General features: G+C 55.1%; 24 protein-coding genes. 9 read left to right on the top strand and 15 right to left on the bottom strand.

From position 1 onward, the window contains the following. Positions 1–16: 16 nt before the first annotated feature. The gene (locus ACSPHG_RS19935; RefSeq protein ID WP_435955206.1) at positions 17–1,006 is read right to left on the bottom strand and encodes a DUF4424 family protein; all 990 of its coding nucleotides are present in this window, start codon (positions 1,004–1,006) and stop codon (positions 17–19) included. Positions 1,007–1,063: 57 nt separating this feature from the next. Between ACSPHG_RS19935 and ACSPHG_RS19930 the strand changes: the two genes are divergently transcribed. The 3 genes from ACSPHG_RS19930 to yacL all read left to right on the top strand — a co-directional run bounded on the left by ACSPHG_RS19930 (position 1,064) and on the right by yacL (position 2,818). After that, a complete protein-coding gene (locus tag ACSPHG_RS19930; RefSeq protein WP_435955205.1) occupies positions 1,064–1,861 on the top strand; it encodes a DUF4431 domain-containing protein in 798 nt (265 codons plus the stop codon). Next, the gene (locus ACSPHG_RS19925) at positions 1,862–2,335 is read left to right on the top strand and encodes a hypothetical protein (protein ID WP_435955204.1); all 474 of its coding nucleotides are present in this window, start codon (positions 1,862–1,864) and stop codon (positions 2,333–2,335) included. A gap of 120 nt (positions 2,336–2,455) precedes the next feature. Beyond that, positions 2,456–2,818, top strand: coding sequence for a protein YacL (gene yacL, locus ACSPHG_RS19920; protein ID WP_435955203.1), 363 nt, complete (start codon positions 2,456–2,458; stop codon positions 2,816–2,818). Positions 2,819–2,858: 40 nt separating this feature from the next. Here the strand turns inward: yacL and speD are convergent, their stop codons facing one another. From speD to ACSPHG_RS19905, 3 genes are all read right to left on the bottom strand, one after another. Further along, on the bottom strand, positions 2,859–3,653 hold the full coding sequence (gene speD, locus ACSPHG_RS19915) for an adenosylmethionine decarboxylase (RefSeq protein ID WP_435955202.1): 795 nt from the start codon (positions 3,651–3,653) through the stop codon (positions 2,859–2,861). Positions 3,654–3,667: 14 nt separating this feature from the next. Then, positions 3,668–4,534: a polyamine aminopropyltransferase gene (gene speE / locus ACSPHG_RS19910; protein WP_435955201.1), complete on the bottom strand. Its 867-nt coding sequence runs from the start codon at positions 4,532–4,534 to the stop codon at positions 3,668–3,670. Positions 4,535–4,643: 109 nt separating this feature from the next. After that, positions 4,644–4,991 (bottom strand): YacC family pilotin-like protein, encoded by a 348-nt coding sequence (locus tag ACSPHG_RS19905; RefSeq protein ID WP_435955200.1) that lies wholly within the window; start codon positions 4,989–4,991, stop codon positions 4,644–4,646. 143 nt (positions 4,992–5,134) lie between these two features. Between ACSPHG_RS19905 and cueO the strand changes: the two genes are divergently transcribed. Further along, positions 5,135–6,709, top strand: a complete 1,575-nt coding sequence (gene cueO / locus ACSPHG_RS19900; RefSeq protein WP_435955199.1) for a multicopper oxidase CueO — start codon at positions 5,135–5,137, stop codon at positions 6,707–6,709. 77 nt (positions 6,710–6,786) lie between these two features. Here cueO and ACSPHG_RS19895 read toward each other — a convergent pair whose 3' ends face one another. Beyond that, positions 6,787–9,207, bottom strand: coding sequence for a glucose/quinate/shikimate family membrane-bound PQQ-dependent dehydrogenase (locus tag ACSPHG_RS19895; RefSeq protein WP_435955198.1), 2,421 nt, complete (start codon positions 9,205–9,207; stop codon positions 6,787–6,789). Between the two features lie 160 nt (positions 9,208–9,367). On the opposite strand from ACSPHG_RS19895, the gene hpt reads away from it, so the two are divergent. Beyond that, positions 9,368–9,904, top strand: a complete 537-nt coding sequence (hpt, locus tag ACSPHG_RS19890; protein WP_435955197.1) for a hypoxanthine phosphoribosyltransferase — start codon at positions 9,368–9,370, stop codon at positions 9,902–9,904. A 200-nt stretch (positions 9,905–10,104) separates the two neighbouring features. On the opposite strand, the gene can is transcribed toward hpt, so the two are convergent. Further along, the gene (gene can / locus ACSPHG_RS19885; protein ID WP_435955196.1) at positions 10,105–10,785 is read right to left on the bottom strand and encodes a carbonate dehydratase; all 681 of its coding nucleotides are present in this window, start codon (positions 10,783–10,785) and stop codon (positions 10,105–10,107) included. A 108-nt stretch (positions 10,786–10,893) separates the two neighbouring features. Between can and ACSPHG_RS19880 the strand changes: the two genes are divergently transcribed. The 4 genes from ACSPHG_RS19880 to ACSPHG_RS19865 all read left to right on the top strand — a co-directional run bounded on the left by ACSPHG_RS19880 (position 10,894) and on the right by ACSPHG_RS19865 (position 14,465). Further along, positions 10,894–11,817: an ABC transporter ATP-binding protein gene (locus ACSPHG_RS19880; protein ID WP_435955195.1), complete on the top strand. Its 924-nt coding sequence runs from the start codon at positions 10,894–10,896 to the stop codon at positions 11,815–11,817. Beyond that, positions 11,814–12,584, top strand: a complete 771-nt coding sequence (locus tag ACSPHG_RS19875) for an ABC transporter permease (RefSeq protein WP_435955194.1) — start codon at positions 11,814–11,816, stop codon at positions 12,582–12,584. Before ACSPHG_RS19880 ends, ACSPHG_RS19875 begins: the two co-directional genes overlap by 4 nt. A gap of 115 nt (positions 12,585–12,699) precedes the next feature. Further along, positions 12,700–13,131, top strand: a complete 432-nt coding sequence (locus tag ACSPHG_RS19870) for a PTS sugar transporter subunit IIA domain-containing protein (protein WP_435955193.1) — start codon at positions 12,700–12,702, stop codon at positions 13,129–13,131. Positions 13,132–13,214: 83 nt separating this feature from the next. Then, a complete protein-coding gene (locus ACSPHG_RS19865; protein WP_435955192.1) occupies positions 13,215–14,465 on the top strand; it encodes a polysaccharide deacetylase family protein in 1,251 nt (416 codons plus the stop codon). A 115-nt stretch (positions 14,466–14,580) separates the two neighbouring features. Here the strand turns inward: ACSPHG_RS19865 and panD are convergent, their stop codons facing one another. From panD to thpR, 9 genes are all read right to left on the bottom strand, one after another. Further along, positions 14,581–14,961: an aspartate 1-decarboxylase gene (gene panD / locus ACSPHG_RS19860; RefSeq protein WP_435955191.1), complete on the bottom strand. Its 381-nt coding sequence runs from the start codon at positions 14,959–14,961 to the stop codon at positions 14,581–14,583. Positions 14,962–15,055: 94 nt separating this feature from the next. After that, positions 15,056–15,910: a pantoate--beta-alanine ligase gene (panC, locus tag ACSPHG_RS19855; RefSeq protein ID WP_435955190.1), complete on the bottom strand. Its 855-nt coding sequence runs from the start codon at positions 15,908–15,910 to the stop codon at positions 15,056–15,058. 13 nt (positions 15,911–15,923) lie between these two features. Further along, entirely contained in the window at positions 15,924–16,718 is a 795-nt protein-coding gene (gene panB / locus ACSPHG_RS19850) for a 3-methyl-2-oxobutanoate hydroxymethyltransferase (RefSeq protein ID WP_435955189.1), read from the bottom strand. Positions 16,719–16,788: 70 nt separating this feature from the next. Continuing rightward, complete coding sequence (gene folK / locus ACSPHG_RS19845) at positions 16,789–17,268, bottom strand: 2-amino-4-hydroxy-6-hydroxymethyldihydropteridine diphosphokinase (RefSeq protein ID WP_435955188.1); 480 nt, start codon at positions 17,266–17,268, stop codon at positions 16,789–16,791. Further along, positions 17,265–18,662 (bottom strand): polynucleotide adenylyltransferase PcnB, encoded by a 1,398-nt coding sequence (pcnB, locus tag ACSPHG_RS19840; protein ID WP_435956069.1) that lies wholly within the window; start codon positions 18,660–18,662, stop codon positions 17,265–17,267. Before pcnB ends, folK begins: the two co-directional genes overlap by 4 nt. 57 nt (positions 18,663–18,719) lie before the next feature. Beyond that, entirely contained in the window at positions 18,720–19,616 is an 897-nt protein-coding gene (gene gluQRS / locus ACSPHG_RS19835; RefSeq protein ID WP_435955187.1) for a tRNA glutamyl-Q(34) synthetase GluQRS, read from the bottom strand. A 72-nt stretch (positions 19,617–19,688) separates the two neighbouring features. Then, positions 19,689–20,144 (bottom strand): RNA polymerase-binding protein DksA, encoded by a 456-nt coding sequence (dksA, locus tag ACSPHG_RS19830; RefSeq protein ID WP_121266913.1) that lies wholly within the window; start codon positions 20,142–20,144, stop codon positions 19,689–19,691. Between the two features lie 191 nt (positions 20,145–20,335). Then, positions 20,336–21,040, bottom strand: coding sequence for a DNA/RNA nuclease SfsA (sfsA, locus tag ACSPHG_RS19825; RefSeq protein WP_435955186.1), 705 nt, complete (start codon positions 21,038–21,040; stop codon positions 20,336–20,338). Then, positions 21,040–21,588: an RNA 2',3'-cyclic phosphodiesterase gene (gene thpR, locus ACSPHG_RS19820; protein WP_435955185.1), complete on the bottom strand. Its 549-nt coding sequence runs from the start codon at positions 21,586–21,588 to the stop codon at positions 21,040–21,042. Before thpR ends, sfsA begins: the two co-directional genes overlap by 1 nt. Positions 21,589–21,655: the final 67 nt, after the last annotated feature.

Here is a 21,655-nt window from a genome sequence, read left to right as displayed (position 1 = left end):
GCTTCCCTTTTTCATGCTATCTGAAGGCATCTGAATAGACTGTTATTTTTAGATCCTCTTCCGGTTGGAAATTTTTTTGATGGAACTCAAGGGTTGTATCATCCACCTGCTTCATCGGGTGCTTAAAGCAGGTCACAACCACATCCTGCGGTGCGTTTTTATGGATACGCAGCGTGAAATCACCAATAACGCTATCTTTCCAGTTCGCACCGGTCGTCAGGATATACCTCAGTTCTTCCCAGCCAATTTGACCCTCTTCTTGCCCTTCAATTTTTTGTAGCTGCTTATCCAGGCGTTGTAACTGCTCCAGGCTTGTCGGCGTTAGGCATTCATCGCCAGCAAGATTATTCTTTTCGTCACCCATAATATAGCTAAGCGCTGTCGGTACTCCGCCGGATGTACTGGGGGTGTAGGAATGGTGGATCACCACTTCTTTTTGCGCCGGAAAGCGCTGCTGCCAGACAAAATGCTGCTGGATAGTAAACTGCGGCAGCCCGTCGATAACCCATTGCGCAGGTAAGGGCAGAAGCCCTTCCGGGAGCGTGTCGACCGGAGAATCACTCTGGAAAACCGCGATTAATTTCTCAACGCTCCAGCCTGCCTGAGCTACCTTTGCGGTGATGTCCTCCTTTTTATTTCCCTTATTATCAATGCGCGTGACGACCCAGCGGGACTCTGTTGCCACAGGTTTGCCATCCACACTCAATTTAAAATTCATAATGCCCGCAGAACGATCGACGGGGGAGTACAGCACCACTTCTGGCATAGGAAAGCTCACGGGGACCGTGATGTCTTGCTTGCTGCGGTTGATAAAAACGTAATCGACATTTATACGATCGGTTCCGATCAGGAGGCGTTCTTTCGCCATACTGACATCATTTTGTTTTAACAGTTGAATGGAGCCATTTATATCTCCCCACGCGCTATCATTGGCAAAGGCAGGGCTGGACGTTATCAGCAATAAATTGAAAATAAATATAAAGCGAAGCATTAAAATCAGACTCACGATAGAGACAATAACGTTTATTATAATCTCAGGATTTTTTTTATCGATGGAACCATGATGCTTCGTTATTTATTTTTTATGTTTATGGTTGTCGGCAATTCATTTGCCGAGAATATAGCTTTATTACCCAAAGCTGATAATAATCGTCAACAAATGGCAGCAGATATGAACCGGGAGGAAATCTGCCAGCCGGTAGGTAAATCGGACCCGCGAAGAAAAGAGATTCTGGATAGCCTGCGTGCAAGCTACGTTGGTGATAGCAATCAGCACCAATTAAACGGCGATATTCCCACAGTAAAATTTATTGTGAATCGGCTATGTGTCACTAACGATTACGCCTATTTTTGTGGCCACGCCAGCGGTGACATTTCCAGTCCTTACAATTATGAAGAAAGCTCTGTGGAAACCATCTTAAAGAAAGAAACGGGAAGGAAATGGACGCCAGCGCCAGCGGTATTGAGTCAGCAAACATCCTTTTCAGCCTGTGTAAACATCCATGATGAGCTTACCAACGATTTCCTTGTCACTCAGCTAGAAAAGAGCCAGCAACGATGCGCGCTGGAAGGTGATTCCGTACTACTGAGCGGCACGCTTGAAGAAAAAAATAATAATGGCGAAATATTCTGGGTCATTAATCCAGATAGCCCATTCGCCTGTGTCAGAGATGCGGATAAGCATAATTCAGACTGGAATCGGCAAATGCAGTTGGTTTTAACCGCAGAAGAACGTGAATCATTGAAAGACCTTATCGGCAAAAAAGTCACCGTCGGTGGGGATCTATTATTGGCATTAAGCCAGCGGCATCACACGCCACTCTTGTTGGATAATCTATTTCTTTTAAAGGAAGCAAAGTAAATGTTGAAAGGAATTCTTTTCTTCTATCTCTCTTTGATGGTCACTCTTAGCGCCAGGGCTGAAACTGTGGTCACAAAATATGAGCCCTTTACACAAGCGACTGTTCCTGATGATGTGCTGGAGTTAAAAGAAACGACCGCGGTCCTGATTACTCCGCCAGTTAAAGAATTTGCTGATGAAAACTCAACTGAAGCGCAAGACTACAGCACCGTAATGGACGATTGGGCGTTTTACGCCATGAACCAATACGATTTTTTTGAGTCGGTACATGTACCTGTCATCAAAAGTGATCAGCACCGTTTCTTAATCACCTTAGCTGATAACCGCCGGATAATTTTCGATACCGATCGGATACAACCGCAAATGGATTTTTCCTGCGGTATTTTTCTCTACCGTAAAGGTCACTTACCCATAACGCTCGATTTCACGATGCCAGACCCGGATATAGTTAATAAATACCTTGCTCAACCCTAGTGGCCAAAAGAAAGTGACTGTTTGACGTGCTCCACGCTGTTTTTTCGCCAACTTTGCTGCGATAATTACGCTATACGCGAAGGGGTGCTGACTTTCCCTCGCCTTGCAGAGGAAAACACCATGGAATATGAATTTTTGCGTGACGTCACAGGACTTGTGAAAGTGCGTATGTCGATGGGCCACGAGGTGGTGGGCCATTGGTTCAATGAAGAAGTAAAAGACAATCTGGCGCTGCTTGATGAGGTTGAGCAGGCCGCGCAGTCCGTTAAAGGGAGCGAGCGCCAGTGGCAGCGTACCGGGCATGAATACACCCTGTGGCTGGACGGTGAAGAGGTGATTATCCGCGCCAATCAGCTGGAAATTTCCGGCGACGAGATGGAAGACGGGATGAGCTATTACGACGAAGAAAGCCTGTCGTTCTGCGGCGTAGAGGATTTTCTGCAGGTGGTAACGGCCTACCGCGAGTTTGTGAATCAGCGCTAATTTTTGGGCGGGTAGGCATGCGCTACCCGCCGCCATCACGTCAGATGTGTGGAATATTGCGACCGTAATAAATTTCGCGCATCTCTTTCCAGAGTAAATCCGTAATCGTTCTGCGTTCCTCTTCGCTCAGATCCTCCGGGCGGGTGTGGAACATGTAGTGCTTCAGATCGAACTCTTTAAGCAGCATCTTGGTGTGGAAGATATTTTCCTGATAAACGTTCACGTCCAGCATGTCGTAGAGCGCCTTCATATCGTCTGACATAAAGTTCTGAATCGAATTTATCTCGTGGTCAATAAAGTGCTTCATGCCGTTCACATCGCGGGTGAAGCCGCGCACGCGGTAGTCCACGGTGACGATATCGGATTCCAGCTGGTGAATCAGGTAATTGAGCGCCTTGAGCGGTGAAATCACCCCGCAGGTCGACACTTCGATATCCGCCCTGAAGGTACACAGGCCGCCTTCCGGGTGGCTTTCCGGATAGGTGTGGACGCAGATATGGCTTTTATCAAGATGGGCGACGATGGCGTCCGGCAGCGGGCCGGGATGTTCGGAGTTGTCGATGTTTTGCGGGTCGACCGGCTCTTCGCTGACCAGAATCGTGACGCTGGCACCCTGGGGTTCATAGTCCTGGCGGGCGATATTCAGGATATTCGCGCCAATTATCGAGCAGGTTTCGCTGAGGATCTCCGTCAAACGGTTCGCGTTATACAGCTCATCAATATACGCAATATACCCGTCGCGCTCTTCGGCGGTTTTGGCATAGCAAATATCGTAGATACAAAAACTCAGGCTTTTCGTCAGGTTGTTAAAGCCGTGCAGTTTCAGCTTTTTCAATTTTTATCACCTCCTTAGGATGACTGGTTTGCCAGCGCATCTTGCAAATATTGCGGCAGGGCAAAGGCTGCCGTGTGGATTGCCGGGTTGTAGTAGCGGCAGGCTATATCAGCCTTATGGAAGCGGGCCTGCAGGGTTTCGCCAGGCATGTGGCGCAGCGCGTTGTTATCGGTTGCCCAGGCGAAAGTCATAATGCCGCCGAAATAGGTCGGGATGGCCGCCTGGTAAAAGCTGACGTCGCTGAAGTAGTTGCTAAGCTTGCGGTGGCTGTCGACGGCCTCATCCTGCTGGAGGAAGCAGACGCCGTTTTGCGCGACGAAAATTCCGCCGGGGTTCAGGCAGCGTTTGCAGCCCTCGTAGAACGCGGAGGTAAACAGGCTTTCACCCGGCCCGATCGGATCGGTGCAGTCGGAAATTATCACGTCAAACGTTTGCGTCGTCTGATTAACAAAATTGACGCCGTCGTCGATAACCAGCTTAAAGCGCGGATCGTCATAGCTTCCGGCGTTATGGTTTGGCAGATACTGGCGGCAGAACGACACCACGCCCGCATCGATTTCCACCATCGTGATGCTTTCAACGCTTTTGTGGCGGGTCACTTCGCGCAGCATGGCGCCGTCGCCGCCGCCGATGATCAGCACGTGTTTTGCCTGCCCGTGCGCCAGCAGCGGCACATGGGTCATCATTTCGTGATAGATAAACTCGTCGCGTTCGGTAGTTTGCACCACGCCATCCAGCGCCATGACGCGGCCAAAGGCGGCGTTTTCGAAGATGACCAAATCCTGATGCTCGGTCTTCTCGTGATACAGCACGTTGTCGATGGCAAAGTACTGGCCAAAGCTATCGTGCAGCGTTTCCTGCCACACTTTTTTATCGGTCATTGGGGATACACCTCTTTGTTAACAACCTTGAAAAATGGGTGCAACATGGTAGCTAACAATAGCCGTGAGTGCACGGCTAAAGTTTCAGCAGAGGTTTGGAGAGGGCGGATTACTTAACGTAGGCGAGCAGGCTTAATGAATCACGGGCCAACGATTTGCACTTGTTCGCCTTTGGAATGGCGATGCCGCTCAGATCGCGGTAGCTGTCCTCACCAAGCGCCTTAATGTTGAAGCTATCGTAGTTGCTTAAATCCCACTGATTTTGCTGAGCAAAAAAGACCAGCGCGCGACGAATCTGTCCATTAGGGAGGTTTTGATAGCCGCAATCATTTTTCAGAAACACAAACACCGCAGTCAGATCGGCCATATCTTCTGCTTCGGATTCGCTAAGTGCCTGACTGCTGGTAGAAAACGCCAGCAAAGCACCCAACATTAACGCCCTAACTCCCATCTTCATCACGTCTACCACTTTTCATTAGATGCGAAACGTTATCACAGTTAATTGGACCACGACGAGATTTATTCTCTGCTGCAAACTTGACCTTCCCGTTGGGGAAAGGTTTATGCTCACCGCACGCCTGCTGACTAAAGGAATTGCAAATGCATCGTCGTGACTTTCTAAAATATTCTGCGGCATTAGGCGCTTTTAGCGCGCTGCCGCTCTGGAGCCGTACGGCGCTGGCGGCGGATCGCCCAGCCTTACCGATCCCTGCTTTGTTGACCCCTGATGCGAAAAGTAGCCTGCGTCTGACCGCGCAATCCGGCAAGACTGCCTTCGGCGCAAAATCGGCCACCACCTGGGGCTATAACGGCAATCTGCTTGGCCCCGCCCTGCGGCTGACGAAGGGCGAAAAGGTTACCGTAGATATTTATAATAGCCTGGCTGAAGAAACTACGGTGCACTGGCACGGTCTGGAAGTACCGGGCGATGTCGACGGCGGGCCGCACGGCGTGATTGCCGCAGGCGGGAAACGCACCGTTAGCTTCACCCCCGAACAGCGTGCCGCGACCTGCTGGTTCCACCCTCATCAGCACGGCAAAACCGGGCATCAGGTGGCGATGGGGCTTGCCGGGCTGGTGCTGATTGAAGACACCGAAAGCCGCCAGCTGATGCTGCCCAAGCAGTGGGGCATCGACGACGTGCCGCTGATTATCCAGGACAAACGTTTTTCCGCTGACGGCCAGATTGACTACCGGCTCGACGTCATGAGCGCGGCGGTAGGCTGGTTTGGCGACACCTTACTGTGCAACGGCGCGCGCTACCCGCAGCACGCCAACCCGCGTGGCTGGCTGCGCCTGCGGCTGCTCAACGGCTGTAACGCCCGCTCGCTGAACATCGCCGCCAGCGACAATCGTCCGCTCTATGTCATTGCCAGCGACGGCGGCCTGCTGGCCGAGCCGGTAAAGGTGACGGAGCTACCGATGCTGATGGGCGAACGCTTTGAGGTGCTGGTGGATACGAGCGACGGTAAAGCCTTTGATATCGTCACGCTGCCCGTCAGGCAGATGGGCATGACCGTCGCCCCGTTTGATAAACCCGTTCCCGTTGCCCGCATTCAGCCGCTGCGCATCGCCGCGTCCGGCGAACTGCCTGACAGGTTGGTCAACATGCCCGCGCTCCCGGCCCTTGATGGCCTGACCGAACGCTGGCTGCAGCTGATGATGGACCCGATGCTCGACATGATGGGCATGCAGGCGCTGATGGACAAATACGGCGAGCAGGCGATGGCGGGCATGAGCATGCCCGGGCACGGCAATATGGGGAACATGGGCGGCGGTATGAAGCACATGGGCCACGGCGGTATGAATCACGGCAAGAGCGGTTTCGACATCTACGACGCCAACAAGATTAACGGTAAGGCTTTCGATATGAACGCGCCCGCGTTTGCCGCCGAGAAGGGCAAATATGAGAAGTGGACGATTTCGGGGGAGGGCGACATGATGCTGCATCCGTTCCACATTCACGGCACGCAGTTCCGCATTTTAAGCGAGAACGGGCAGCCGGTTGCAGCACATCGTCAGGGCTGGAAGGATACGGTTCGTGTGGAAGGCGGGCGTAGCGAGGTGCTGGTGCGGTTCGATCATACGGCTGCAAAAGAGCACGCTTATATGGCGCATTGCCACCTGCTGGAACATGAAGATACCGGCATGATGCTCGGGTTTACGGTGGCGTAAAAAAGGCGGATGGCGCTTGCGCTTATCCGCCCTACAGTAGGTCGGATAAGCGCAAGCGCCATCCGACACTCTTCATTTTACTTCGCGTCGTCCGGCAAAGCGTAAGCGACGATATAGTCACCCATCTTCGTGCCGAAGGAGCCGTGGCCGCCCGCGGAGATCACGACGTACTGCTTGCCGTTCACTTCATAGGTCATTGGCGTTGCCTGGCCACCGGCCGGCAGACGGGCTTCCCACAGTTTTTCACCGTTGCTCATGTTATACGCGCGCAGGTAGTTATCTGCGGTAGCGCCGATGAACAGCACGTTGCCCGCGGTGGAAATTGGGCCGCCCAGCATTGGCATCCCCATTTTAAACGGCAGCGGAAGCGGCGAGCTGTCGCGCACTGTCCCGATACGTTTTTTCCACACCACTTCGTTGGTTTTCAAATCAACCGCAGAAATGTAGCCCCACGCCGGCTGCTTACAAGGTAAGCCGAACGGTGAGAGGAACGGGTTCAGCGTCACGCCATACGGCACGCCGTACTGCGGCTGAATGCCTGTTTCAGTGCCTGAGCCTTTCGCGTCTTTCGGCGGCTCCATCGGGTTGCCCGGGCCGCGCGGCATCAGCTTAGAGACAAACGGCAGCGCCATTGGGTTAGCGATAGCGACCTGGCGGTTAGGATCGACTGAGATACCGCCCCACTCGAACATCCCCAGGTTACCCGGGAACACCAGCGTGCCCTGCTCGGACGGCGGCGTGAAGATGCCTTCATAACGCAGCTTGTGGAAGATCACGCGGCAGACCAGCTGGTCATACATCGTTGCGCCCCACATATCCGCGCCGCTCAGATCTTTCTTCGGACGGAAGCTCAGATCGGAGAAGGGTTGGGTTGGCGTCACGTAGTCGCCTTTCGCAGCGCCCTGCGGCACCGGTTTTTCCGGAGCGGGAACAACCAGCTTGCCGTCACGGCGGTCAAGCACAAAGATGTTGCCGGTTTTCGCCGGGGCGTAAATGACCGGAACGGTGTTGCCGTTTTTATCGGTAATATCCGCAAGCGTTGGCTGAGAAGGCATATCCATGTCCCACAGGTCGTGGTGCACGGTCTGATAGGACCAGGCCAGCTTGCCGGTCGTCGCGTTCAGGGCGACGATGCTGCTCGCATAACGCTCTTGCTCTGGCGTGCGGTTGCCGCCCCAGATATCCGGCGTGGTAACGCCCATCGGCAGATAGACCAGATCCAGCTTCGCGTCATACGCGGCCGGAGCCCAGGAGTTCGGCGAGTTCAGGCTGAAGTGATGCTCGTCACCGGGAATTGCGTTCGGATCTTTCGCACCCGGATCGAACGCCCACAGCAGTTTACCGCTGTTGACATCGAAGCCACGGATCACGCCAGACGGCTCGCGCGTGGAGTAGTTGTCCGTTACAGCACCGGCAATGACAATCACCTTATCGGTGATAATCGGTGGGGAAGTCGGCTCGTACATGCCCGGCGTGGTGACCGGCATGTTGGTTTGCAGATTCAGAATGCCTTTGTTAGCAAAGCTTTCGCACAGCTGGCCGTTGTCGGCGTTGATTGCAAACAGGCGACCGTCGTTCACCGGAAGGATGATGCGGCGCGGGCAGTCAGAAACGACGTCCGGGCTGGCGTTATCCGCCGTGGCTTCATGATAAGAAACGCCGCGACAGGTCACGTGCTGGAACGAAGGGTTGGTATCCAGACGCGGGTCGAATTTCCACTTCTGCTTGCCGGTTGCGGCGTCCAGCGCAAACAGCTGCTGGTGCGCGGTACACAGGTAAAGCGTGTCGCGGATTTTAATCGGGGTGACTTCGTTGGTGATTTCGCCCGGATCGGTTGCACGCTTCACGTCGCCGGTCTGGAACGACCAGGCCTCTTTCAGCTGACCGACGTTCTTATCGTTGATCTGCTTGAGCGGCGAATAGCGCTGGCCTTCCTGGTTGCGGCCATATGCCGGCCAGTCTGCATCAGGAATAGAAGACGTTGCCGTCGCAGCTGGCGCGTTTGCATCCGCGCTCAGCGTGCCGTTGATTTCCTGCGGATCGTTAAACACCGCCCAGACCAGGGCGACCACGGTTACCGCAAGTACCGCACCCAGCGCAGGCTTCGCGCCAGCGGAAGGCAGGATAAACTGACGATAGACAAACGGCAGCAGCAGCCACACGCCAAAGAAGAATACGACGTCCAGGCGCGGGGTTAACGCCCAGAAGTCAAAGCCGACTTCCCAGACGCTCCATGCCAGGGTGCAAAGCAAGAATGCGGCGTACAGCCACAGGGCCAGGGCTTTGCGTTGCCAGAGTAACCATGCGGTGATTAACATCACCACGCCTGCAATTGGGTAGTACCAGGACCCGCCAATTGCCACTAACCATATCCCGCCAATAAGTAAATACAGCCCGGTAAGTACCGCAAACAGGGCTGTTAAGGCCGCGATCGCTCGCGAACCTGAGTTATTTGTTTTCACAATTATCACGCTCTTAAAAGTTTGATAGCAATTCATTATAGTTATTAACAAGTGTGACTTTCATCACATAAATGGCTTTTTTACTGATAGCGGAAGCGAATGTCTTTTGCTGTTATACTGCTGGCCTGAATATTTTGTGTTGGCTGCAGGTTAACCAGCATCGAATGATTTGTTTTTAAATCATATGGTTAAAGATATGAAACATACTGTTGAAGTGATGATCCCGGAAGCGGAGATCAAAGACCGTATCGCTGAACTGGGGCGTCAAATAACTGAACACTATCGTGATAGCGGTAGCGACATGGTGCTGGTTGGCCTGCTGCGCGGCTCGTTTATGTTCATGGCTGACCTGTGCCGTCAGGTGCACGTGCCCCACGAAGTCGATTTTATGACGGCTTCCAGCTACGGCAGCGGCATGTCCACCACCCGCGACGTGAAGATCCTTAAAGACCTGGATGAAGACATCCGTGGCAAAGACGTGCTGATCGTTGAAGACATCATTGATTCCGGCAACACGTTGAGCAAAGTGCGTGAGATTCTCCGCCTGCGCGAGCCAAAATCCCTCGCCATCTGTACGCTGCTGGATAAGCCAGAGCGCCGCGAAGTGGACGTCACCGTTGAATGGGTTGGCTTCTCAATCCCTGATGAGTTCGTGGTGGGTTACGGTATCGACTACGCGCAGCGCTATCGCCATCTGCCGTACGTTGGCAAGGTTGTGCTGCTGGACGAGTAGAAAAGAATAGTCGGGAGTTGTCGGGTGGCGGCTTGCGCCTTACCTGACCTACGTGCTAGCCCTTTCTCCTTCTCCTGGGGGAGAAGGCCGGGATGAGGGCGTCCCGCAGGTGATGGCAACACAAATCGTCGGATGACGGCTTGCACCTTACTCGACCTACAATAGCAAAAGGGCCTTAACGGCCCTTTTTGCTATCTGTCTTACTGGGAAGGCGTTCTATGCTTGTGGCTGCTGTGGGCGAGCTTGAGGTTGGAAATCCCGCTGCGGTATCCCTGCTCTAAAGACTCGCGGCTGGTTGCTGTCACTTCAAGATCGCGCAAGCGACCGTCGTGAATGCCGTAGGCCCAGCCGTGTATCGTCACCTTCTGCCCGCGTTTCCAGGCAGACTGCATAATCGTTGAATGGCCGAGGTTATACACCTGTTCCATCACGTTCAGCTCGCAAAGCGTATCAAGACGTTGTTCCGGCGGGAGTTCTCCCAGCAGCGAACTATGCTTGAACCAGATGTCGCGAATGTGCAGCAGCCAGTTGTTGATAAGCCCCAAGTCCGGGTTTTCAACCGCAGCCTGCACGCCGCCGCAGCCGTAGTGACCGCAGATAATAATGTGTTCGACTTCCAGCACGTCCACCGCGTATTGCACGACGGACAGGCAGTTCAGGTCGGTATGAATGACGAGGTTTGCCACGTTGCGGTGAACGAAAAGTTCGCCTGGCTCAAGGCCGGTCAAACGCTCGGCCGGTACGCGGCTATCGGAGCAGCCAATCCAAAGAAAGCGGGGTTTTTGGGCTAACGCAAGACGTTCAAAAAAACCGGGGTCTTCTTCCTCCATCAGTTTTGACCAGAGCTGGTTATTGCTGATAAGGGTATCTATGTCATTCATGGAGGTTAACAACCTGTAACCGCAGAAGTGCGTTGAGGTAATATAGGGCAACTCGCTAAATTTTAAAACTGCTTAACAAATTTGCACCGTACAAGGTAACCCTAAACAATGACCATTGCATTAGAACTGGAAAAGCTCACGAAAACCTATCCCGGTGGCGTTCAGGCGCTGCGTGGCATAGATCTTCGCGTTGAGGCGGGGGATTTTTACGCCTTACTAGGCCCGAACGGCGCAGGTAAATCCACCACCATCGGGATCATCAGCTCGCTGGTCAACAAAACCTCTGGCCGCGTGCGGGTCTTCGGTTACGACCTCCAGCAGGACGTGGTAAACGCCAAACGCCAGCTTGGGCTGGTGCCGCAGGAGTTTAACTTCAACCCGTTTGAAACCGTGCAGCAGATTGTCGTTCATCAGGCGGGCTACTACGGCGTGGAGCGCGACGAAGCGATTGCGCGCAGTGAAAAATATCTTAAGCAGCTCGACCTGTGGGAAAAACGCGGCGAACGCGCCCGCATGCTCTCCGGTGGTATGAAACGTCGCCTGATGATCGCCCGCGCGCTGATGCACGAGCCTAAGCTGCTGATTCTCGATGAGCCAACCGCTGGTGTGGACATCGAACTGCGTCGTTCCATGTGGGGCTTCTTAAAAGACCTTAACGACAAAGGCACCACCATTATTCTGACCACGCACTATCTGGAAGAGGCGGAAATGCTGTGCCGCAACATCGGCATCATCCAGAGCGGCGAGCTTGTAGAAAACACCTCCATGAAGTCGCTGCTTTCCAAGCTGAAGTCAGAAACCTTTATTCTGGACCTGGCCCCCAGAAGCCCGCTGCCGAAGCTCGACGGCTATCAGTACCGGCTGGTCGACACCTCCACGCTTGAGGTTGAAGTGCTGCGCGAGCAGGGCATTAACAGCGTGTTCAGCCAGCTGAGCGCGCAGGGGATTCAGGTATTAAGCATGCGTAACAAGGCCAACCGTCTGGAAGAGCTGTTCGTCACGCTGGTCAATAAAAAAGGAGCCCACGCATGATGCATCTTTATTGGGTGGCGTTAAAAAGCATCTGGACTAAAGAGATCCACCGTTTTACCCGCATCTGGATCCAAACCCTCGTCCCGCCCGTTATTACGATGACGCTGTATTTCATTATCTTCGGTAACCTGATTGGCTCGCGCATCGGCGAGATGCACGGCTTTAGCTATATGCAGTTTATCGTGCCGGGCCTGATCATGATGGCGGTGATCACCAACGCCTACGCCAACGTCGCCTCGTCGTTCTTCAGCGCGAAGTTCCAGCGTAATATCGAAGAGCTGCTGGTGGCGCCGGTGCCAACGCACGTGATCATTGCCGGTTACGTCGGCGGCGGCGTGGCGCGCGGCCTGTGCGTGGGCGTGCTGGTTACGGCTATCTCGCTGTTCTTCGTGCCGTTCCAGGTTCACTCCTGGCTGTTCGTGGCACTGACGCTGGTGCTGACCGCGATTCTGTTCTCGCTGGCGGGGCTGCTGAACGCCGTGTTTGCCAAGACCTTCGATGATATCAGCCTGATCCCCACGTTCGTGCTTACCCCGCTGACCTATCTGGGCGGCGTGTTCTATTCGCTGACGCTGCTGCCGCCGTTCTGGCAGGCGCTGTCGCATCTGAACCCCATCGTCTACATGATCAGCGGCTTCCGCTTTGGCTTCCTCGGCATTACCGACGTGCCGCTGGCCACCACCGTAGGCGTGCTGGTTATCTTCATTGCCGCGTTTTATCTGCTCTGCTGGTATCTGATCCAGCGCGGTCGCGGCCTGCGTAGCTAAAACTGAGTATCCAAACCTCCCCTAAATGGGGAGGTTTTCATTCCATATTTGATAAACATCAGTCTGCTTTTTACGCTTTCTGGCACACTGGCGCTCCGAAAACAGGAGAGGCATTATGCTGGGTTGGGTCATCGCCGGACACGATTACTACGCGCAGGACATTCTGGACGCTATCGAAAAGCGTTTTGGCCCGCAGCCGCAGTGTTATGCCGTCAATTTCTGGAAAGGGCTTAGCACCAACATGCTCAGCCGCATGCTGTGCGACGCGCTCTACAAATGCGATTCCGGGGATGGCGTTATCTTCCTCACCGACAAAACCGGCGCGGCGCCTTATCGAACCGCAGCTCAGCTCAGCCATAAACACTCCCACTGTGAGGTCATCTCCGGCGTCACCCTGCCGCTGCTTTTTGCCATGCGCGCGAAGCGTGAGTCGCTATCAAGCGAGGCTTTCCGCCAGCTCATCGTGGAGGAGGGCGGAAGCGAGGTGACAAGCCTCTGGCATCAGCAGCAGAAGAACCCGCCCTTCGTCTTACTGCACCATAATTGATCTCAAAGGTTGGTATTAGCAGGGCTTTTGCTAAACTAACCGCTTCTTCCCCTCGTTGTGCAAAAAGTGCTATCAAACCTTTTATGAAAGCTCGCCTCGTTTTCTGCCTGCTGATGTTCTTTTGCGTCGGTTCGCTTCATGCCAGCCTGCTTAGCAGCCACGGTCTTCCCGCACAGTACATGCAGACCACCGAAGACGCCGTCGTTTGGGCGCAGGTTGGCGACAAAGTGATTTCGGTGGGCACCATCGAAGAGGGGCAAATCATCGCGGTGGTGCCGACGGCGGCTGACTACTACGAGTTCCGCTTTGGCTTTGGCACCGGCTTTATCGATAAAACGCATCTCGGCCCGGTGGCGGGCAGGCAGCGCGTGGAGGACAGGCTCGGCGATTTGAACAAGCCGTTGAGCAATCAAAATCTCGTCACCTTTCGGGACGTGCGGATTTATAACGCGCCGGATACCGGCAGCGCGCCCTTTGGAACGCTGGCGGAAAACCTGCGCTACCCTATCAGCGCGCGCCTGAAAGACCGCCTCAACCAGACCTGGTTTCAAATCCGAATCGGCAACCGCCTGGGCTATGTGAGCAGCCTCGACGCGCAGCAGGATAACGGCATTCCGGTGCTGACTTACCACCACATTCTGCGCGACGAGGAAAATACCCGCTTTCGCCATACGTCGACCACCACCTCGGTCGTCGCCTTCAGCAACCAGATGACCTGGCTGCGCGATATGGGCTACACCACGCTGACGATGTACCAGCTCGAGGGCTACGTGCGAAACCGCATGAATCTGCCGGCGCGCTCGGTGGTGATTACCTTTGATGACGGGCTAAAATCGGTGTACCGCTACGCGTACCCGATTCTCAAGGAATACGGCTTCAAGGCGACGGCGTTTATTATCTCGTCGCGCATTAAGCGCCACCCGCAGCAGTGGAACCCGAAGGCGCTGCAGTTTATGAGCATTTCGGAACTGCAGGAAACCCAGGATGTGTTTGACGTGCAGTCGCACACCCACTTCCTGCACCGCGTTGATTACTACCATCGCCCGATTCTGCTCACCCGCAGCTACCACAACATTCTGTTTGATTTTGAGCGCTCAAGGCGCGCGCTGGCACAGTTCAATCCGCACGTGCTGTATCTGTCCTACCCGTTCGGCGGCTATAACGACATGGCGGTAAAGGCGGCAAACGACGCGGGGTTCCATATGGCGGTAACGACGGTAAGAGGCAAGGTGAAGCCGGGGGACAATCCGTATCTGCTTAAGCGGCTTTATATTCTGCGCACGGATTCTTTGGAGACGATGGCGCGGTTGATAACCAATCAGCCGGAGTCTTGATGGGGTGAGGGTAAATGTCGGGTGGCGGCATGCGCCTTAACCGACCTACGCAAAGGCGGCGCTTTGCGGTGTGTAGGGTGGATAAGCGCAAGCGCCATCCACCGCTACTGCCTGATTAGGCCACCTGAACCGGCACGGCTTTCGCCAGGCGTTTCATTTCGTTGTCGCCGTCAAAATAGGCCACCTTCGGCTGCCAGGTACGGGCCTGCTCTTCCGGCATCGTCACGTAGGTGGCGATAATCAGAATGTCGCCCACGTCGGCGCAGTGCGCGGCGGCACCATTCACCGAGATAATCTTAGAGCCGCGCTCACCGGCAATAGCGTAGGTGGAAAAACGCTTGCCGTTGGTCACGTTGTAGATATCAATGGCTTCATATTCCAGAATGCCTGCCGCCTCCAGGAAGTCCTGGTCGATGGCGCAGGAGCCTTCATAGTGCAAGTCCGCCTGGGTCACTTTCACGCGGTGCAGCTTGCCTTGCAGCATGGTGCGAATCATAAAATTAAACCTTTGTTACTGGCCTAAAACAGAACCGACGTTCATCGGTTCCATGAATATATTGCAGCAGTATTGCCCGTTTTACAGGGGCTGTCTACTGTGCCAAATCAACCTGAATATTATCAATCAGGCGCGCCTGACCAAGCCAGGCGGCCATCAGGATCACCGCGCGTTTACTGTCGGCTGAAAGCTCCAGCAGGGTGTCAGCATCGCGGATTTGCAGGTCATCTGAACGGAAGCCTTTTTCGTTCAGCTCGCTTGCGGCGATAGCCAGCATCTCTTCAACGTCGCGTTCCCCGGCGCGCAGTTTATCCGCGAGGGCGTTCATGACCTTAGCAAGGTTAGGGGCGATTTTACGCTGCTCGGCGGTTAGATAGCCGTTGCGGGAGCTTAACGCCAGGCCGTCTTTGGCGCGCACGGTTGGCACGCCGACGATGTCGATGTCGTAGCCCATATCGGCAACCATTTTGCGGATAAGCTGAAGCTGCTGATAGTCCTTCTCGCCAAAGCAGGCGACGTCCGGCTGGACAAGGTTAAACAGCTTGCTGACGATGGTGGACACGCCGCGGAAATGCCCCGGACGGCTCGCGCCTTCGAGGATCGTGGAGATACCCGGCACGTCGACAAAGGTCTGTGTGTCCATGCCCTGCGGATAAACGTCCGACGGGGCAGGGGCGAAGACCAGATCGACCTTGCGGCGGTTGAGCTTCTCGCAGTCTTCCTGCAGGGTGCGCGGGTAGCGCGCCAGGTCTTCCGGCCGGTCGAACTGCATCGGGTTAACAAAAATGCTCACCACTACCACGTCGGCCGCGGCTTTCGCCTCTTCGACCAGCGTCATGTGCCCGTCGTGCAGGTTGCCCATGGTCGGCACCAGCGCGATGCGTTTGCCTTCCTGGCGCCAGCGGCGAATTTGCAGGCGGAGCTGCGGTAACGTCTCGATAATCAACACAACCTTTCTCCTGTCAGTGGAAACTGTGCTCTTCGCCCGGATAGGCCCCGGACTCAACTTCGGCGGCGTACTGGCGAACGGCTGCGCGCATATCGCCCGCCTCGGCCAGGAAGTTTTTCGCAAACTTTGGAATGTGCCCGCCGGTAATGCCGAACGCATCGTGCATCACCAGAATCTGGCCGTCGGTAACGTTGCCCGCGCCGATGCCGATAACCGGGATGGTCAGCGCTTCGGTGATGCGTTTGGCAAGCGCAACCGGCACGCATTCCAGCACCAGCAGCTGAATGCCCGCGGCTTCGAGGGCGACGGCGTCGTCAAACAGCGTCTGGGCCGCGGCTTCGTCGCGCCCCTGCACCTTATAGCCGCCGAAGATATTGACCGACTGCGGCGTCAGACCAAGATGCCCGCACACCGGAACGGCGCGCTCGGTGAGCATTTTGACGGTGTCCACCAGCCATCTTCCGCCTTCGATTTTCACCATGTTGGCCCCGGCGCGCATCACTTCCGCCGAATTAACAAAAGCCTGCTCCGGCGTGGCGTAGGCCATAAACGGCAGGTCGGCCAGCAGCAGAGCGTTCGGCGCACCGCGACGTACGGCCCGCGTGTGGTAGGCGATGTCGGCGACGGTTACCGGCAGCGTGGAGTCGTGCCCCTGAACGGTCATCCCTAATGAATCGCCCACCAGCAGCACGCCGATGCCCTCTTCGGCAAACAGCTTGGCAAAGCTGAAGTCATACGCGGTGATGGTGGCGAATTTACGTTGAGCCTGCTTCCATTGGCGCAACTGAGACATTGTGGTTGGTTTCATGGCAGTCCCTGGAGTAGAAGGGTTAGGGAGAGTAAACGATGGCTACTTTAGCAAAGCAACAAGTTTGGTGTTACCAGTAAGTGATGCCCGCGCGGGACAGGTTTGCCAGCACGTCGGCCACGCGCGTGCCGTCCGGGAACCGGCTGTCGGGGGCGATTTCCACCAGCGGCACCAGCATAAACGCCCGGTTTTTCATATCGTAATGGGGCACGGTCAGACGTGGCGTAGAAAGGGTTAAATCGCCGAACAGCATGATGTCCAGATCCAGCGTTCTTGGCCCCCAGCGTTCCGCTTTGCGTACGCGGCCCTGCTCAAGCTCAATGCGTTGAGTATGGTCAAGAAGGGCTTCCGGGGACAGGTCTGTTTCCAGCGCCACGGCGGCGTTCAGGTAGTCGGGCTGATCCTGCGGGCCGAGGGGCTTCGTTCTGTAATACGAGGAGGTGGCGACCACCCGACTTTGCGGGATGGCCGCTATGGCGTCCAGCGCCTGAGCAACCTGCTCAAGCGGCGACGCCTGGTTACTGCCGAGGGCGATAAACGCCAGCGTCATGCACTGCCACCGGTGCGCGGCGCGCGTTTGCGCGGACGGCGATGGCGACGGCGTGCAGCCGGTTCGTCACCCAGATCGTTAAGCATATCTTTCTGCGCCGGAGGTGCCGCAACCTGGAATTCGCCCCACCATTTGGTCAGGCGCAGCAGTTCCTGGTTGTTTTCCACTTCCGCACGTAAGGCCAGCAGATCGTAGGCGGCGCGGAACTTAGGATGTTCCATCAGCTTCCAGGCGCGTTTGCCCTGGCGGCGTGACAGGCGGAGCTGTAAGCCCCAGATATCGCGCACAAGCGTAGTAATACGTTTTGGAATAGCCAGCGCGCGGCAGGCTTCGTCCAGCACTTCGTTCATCGCCAGTGCGAAGGCGTCCATATAGGCGAGGCCGCTTTCCTGGGTGAGCTTCTGTGCCATCTCAAGCTGCGGATACCAGAACATGGCGGAGAACAGGAAGGCCGGGTTAACGCGCATGTCGTTCTGAATACGGTTATCGGTGTTCTTCAGCACCTGAGCAACCATGTGCTCCATCGGGCTGTCGCCCTGCTCGGTAAAGTAGCGGGTGATGATCGGGAACAGCGGCTGGAACAGGTGATATTCGCGCAGCAGTTCGTAGGTTGCATAACCGTGGCCCGCCTGCAGCAGCTTGAGCGACTCTTCAAACAGGCGCGCGGGCGGCACGTCGTTAATCAGGGTCGCGAGGCGTGGGATCGGTTCGCCGGTTTCCGGGCTGATGGTCATATTCAGCTTGGCGGCAAAGCGCACGGCGCGCAGCATGCGCACCGGATCTTCACGGTAGCGCGTTTCCGGATCGCCAATCAGGCGAATCACGCCGTTGCGTAAGTCGCGCAGGCCGCCGACGTAATCGCGAACGGAGAAATCCGCCACGCTGTAATAAAGGCTGTTGATGGTGAAGTCGCGGCGCTGGGCGTCTTCTTCGATGGAGCCGAAGATGTTATCGCGCAGCAGCATGCCGTTCTGCCCCGTTTGCGAGGTCTGACGGTCGGTTTTTTGCTCTTCGTGGTGACCACGGAAGGTGGCAACTTCGATGATTTCCGGCCCGAACATGACGTGGGCTAAGCGGAAACGACGACCAACGAGGCGGCAGTTGCGGAACAGTTTACGAACCTGATCCGGCGTGGCGCTGGTGGTGACGTCAAAATCTTTCGGTTTTTTGCCCAGCAGAAGGTCACGGACGCCGCCGCCGACAAGATAAGCCTCGTAGCCCGCTTTGTTCAGACGGTAGAGCACCTTGAGGGCATTTTCACTGATATCTTTGCGGGAGATAGCATGCTGGTCACGCGGTATAACCGTGATTTTCGGGAGATCGTCGATCTCCTCAGCCACGACATCATCGCGGTTAAGCACCTTGCGGCAAAAATTAGCGACTCGGGTAAAAATAGTACACCTCGGCAGTGTCAATCATTAGGGACAAAAAAAACAGCGGCTAATCATAGCTCAGTGTGCGGCATTTGAGAATGACGTATTCGTTTGCATAATTAACGGCACCTTTGCAAGCGCCCAATTTTCCACCGCTTCGTTTAGCAGAGCTTCAAGCGAGAGGTCCTGCCAGTGGCTGATAACCGGCTGGTTTAAGAAAGATAATGCGGCAATCAGCACCGGGCGCGGATCGCCCGCAGGCAGCGCGGGAGCATGATTTTGCTTGGATAATTTATTGCCCTGCTCGTTGAGCGCCAGCGGCAGATGCACGTAATCCGGCACGCGCCAGCCAAACTGTTGATAAAGCGAAATCTGCCGCACCGTCGGCTCGATTAAATCGGCACCGCGCACGATTTCCGTTACGCCCTGCTGATTATCGTCCACCACAACGGCCAGATTATAGGCAAACAGCCCGTCGCGACGGTGGATAATGAAATCTTCGCGGGCCAGGTTTTCGTCGGCGATGAGCCTGCCGCGCAGCCTATCTTCAAAGCTCAATACCGGATGCGTTTGCACCAGGCGCATCGCGGCGTTTTCCGGGCCGTGGTTAAGCGTGCGGCAGTGGCCATCGTAAAAACCGCCGATTTGCTGAATACGGCTGCGGGTGCAGGTGCAGTAATAGCTTAAATCCTGCTTACGCAGCCATGCCAGCGCTTCGCGGTAGGCGTCGTGGCGCTGGGATTGCCACATGACTTCGCCGTCCCAGCGCAGGCCGTAATGTTCAAGCTGGCGCAATATGGTTTGTGCGGCACCGGGGACTTCACGCGGGGGATCGATATCTTCGATGCGCACCAGCCACTGGCCTTGATGCGCGCGGGCCTGCAAATAGCTGCCAAGGGCGGCAATCAGCGAGCCGAAATGGAGTTCACCCGAAGGCGAAGGGGCAAAACGCCCGATGTACTGAGGATCCGTCATGGTTGCTTGCGCTACAAATAATAAAGGCGGGAGAGACTCCCGCCTTTAAAGAGTGGTGAAATTGCGGGCCGCTTAGCCGGCCATCTGTTTTTCGCGAATCTCTGCCAACGTTTTACAGTCGATACACAAATCAGCTGTCGGACGAGCCTCAAGGCGGCGGATACCAATTTCAACGCCACAAGATTCGCAGTAGCCGAAATCTTCGTCTTCTACTTTCTTAAGCGTTTTCTCGATCTTCTTGATCAGTTTACGTTCGCGGTCACGGTTACGCAGTTCCAGGCTGAACTCTTCTTCCTGTGCGGCACGGTCTACCGGGTCAGGGAAGTTAGCTGCTTCATCCTGCATGTGCGTGACGGTACGATCAACTTCATCCATAAGCTGGTTACGCCAGGCTTCAAGAATACGTCTGAAGTGCGACAGCTGGGCTTCGTTCATGTATTCTTCGCCCGCTTTCTCCTGGTATGGCTCCACCCCAGCGATGGCGAGGATACTCAGGGACGATGTTTTACGCTTTTGCCCTTCTTGCATGTTGCTTCTCCTTAACACGCACTATCGGTCCCCTGTTGGGGGAAAATCAGGCCGCTATAAATAGCAGATGCTTTTCAGGATGGCAATTATATAAATTCCTCTCTTGACAACCCTGTGAAGAAAAGCGTATTTACGCGAGCGGCCAGAACACAAAACATACAATACGTTAACTGCTCTTTATAAAACGTACGTTATAAACAGACAGGCAACGGCGAAGTTAGAGTGAGCTTTTTAGCAGAAAGTTCTGCCCGGTAAGCAACAATTTCTACCCCGCATTCCTGCGCCTCGCATAAAAGTTGCGCATATTTCGCGTCGATGTGGCGTGCCGGGGAGACACGAGTGATGGCGGAATGTAATACCGCAAACAGCAGCACTGCGCGCTCTCCTTGCATAACCACGTTCATCAATTCCCGCAGATGCTTCTGCCCGCGAAGGCTGACGGCATCAGGGAAAAAGCCACTTCCCTGTTCGGATAACGTGACTGATTTCACTTCAATATAGCAGTTAACTTTGTTATCTGCCTGTAGCATAAAATCGATGCGGCTACGCTCCGCTCCGTATTTCACTTCGCTAAGAATATTTGTGTAACCGTTTAATTCTTTAAGCCGATTTTCCTTCAGAGCTTCCTTAACCACTTTATTTGCCTGAAGAGTATTCACACAAATAAATGCGCCGCTTTGCGTTTCAGTTATTTCCCAGGTGTGGGGATATTTGCGCTTCAGATTGTCCGACGTTGAATACCAGACGGTATCGCCGGGCGTGGCGCAGCCGGTCATCGCTCCGGTATTTGGACAGTGAAGCGTTAATAATTCACCCGTAGGGGTAACGACGTCTGCAAGAAAGCGCTTGTAGCGTTTGATTAGCGTGGCGCGCTGTAGCGCCGGTGAAAATTCCATCACTCTTCCTTACTGGTGCGTATGCCGAGCGGCCAGCGCTGCAGCGGCCGGTAGCGGGTGCGTCCTTTTTCGAACACGGATTCATACAGCACAAACTCTTCCACCTTAAACTGCCAGCGAAAGTTGGGCTGCGGGATAGCGACCGTCTGGCTTGCGTTGCGATAAAGCGTGACGTGCGGATGATACGGCTGCGGGCTTTGGTAGCATCCGTTGCGAGCCGCCTGCGCGCGGAGCATGTTTGCCAGCTGAATCAGGCCGAGCGAGGCGTGGCGTGGGCCGAGCCAGACTACGCGCGAGCGGGCCCAAAGCCCGGCATCATCGAGCGTTATCGTAAAGCCCTGCTGCTGAATGCGCCCCGCGAGCTGGCAAAGCGCCTTTTGCTTTTCGGCGCTCACCTCACCTAAAAAGGCGAGGGTCAGATGCAGATTAGCCGCCGCGACCGGGCGACCCGCATCGTCCGGGAAGTTTTCTGCGCGCCACTGAACGATCTGCCGCTGGACATCATCGGGCATCTCAAGGGCAAAAAACAGGCGGCGGGTATCGGCCATAAAAAGCTGTCTCTGTTAAGGTTTGGCGGGATGCTACAATGCGCGACTGCGAATGTTAACCCTTTGG

This window comes from Dryocola baronae, from assembly GCF_051297175.1.
Classification (GTDB): Bacteria; Pseudomonadota; Gammaproteobacteria; order Enterobacterales; family Enterobacteriaceae; genus Dryocola.
The sequence above is the reverse complement of the archived record's forward strand: the minus strand, read 5'-3'. Positions and strand labels throughout refer to the sequence as shown.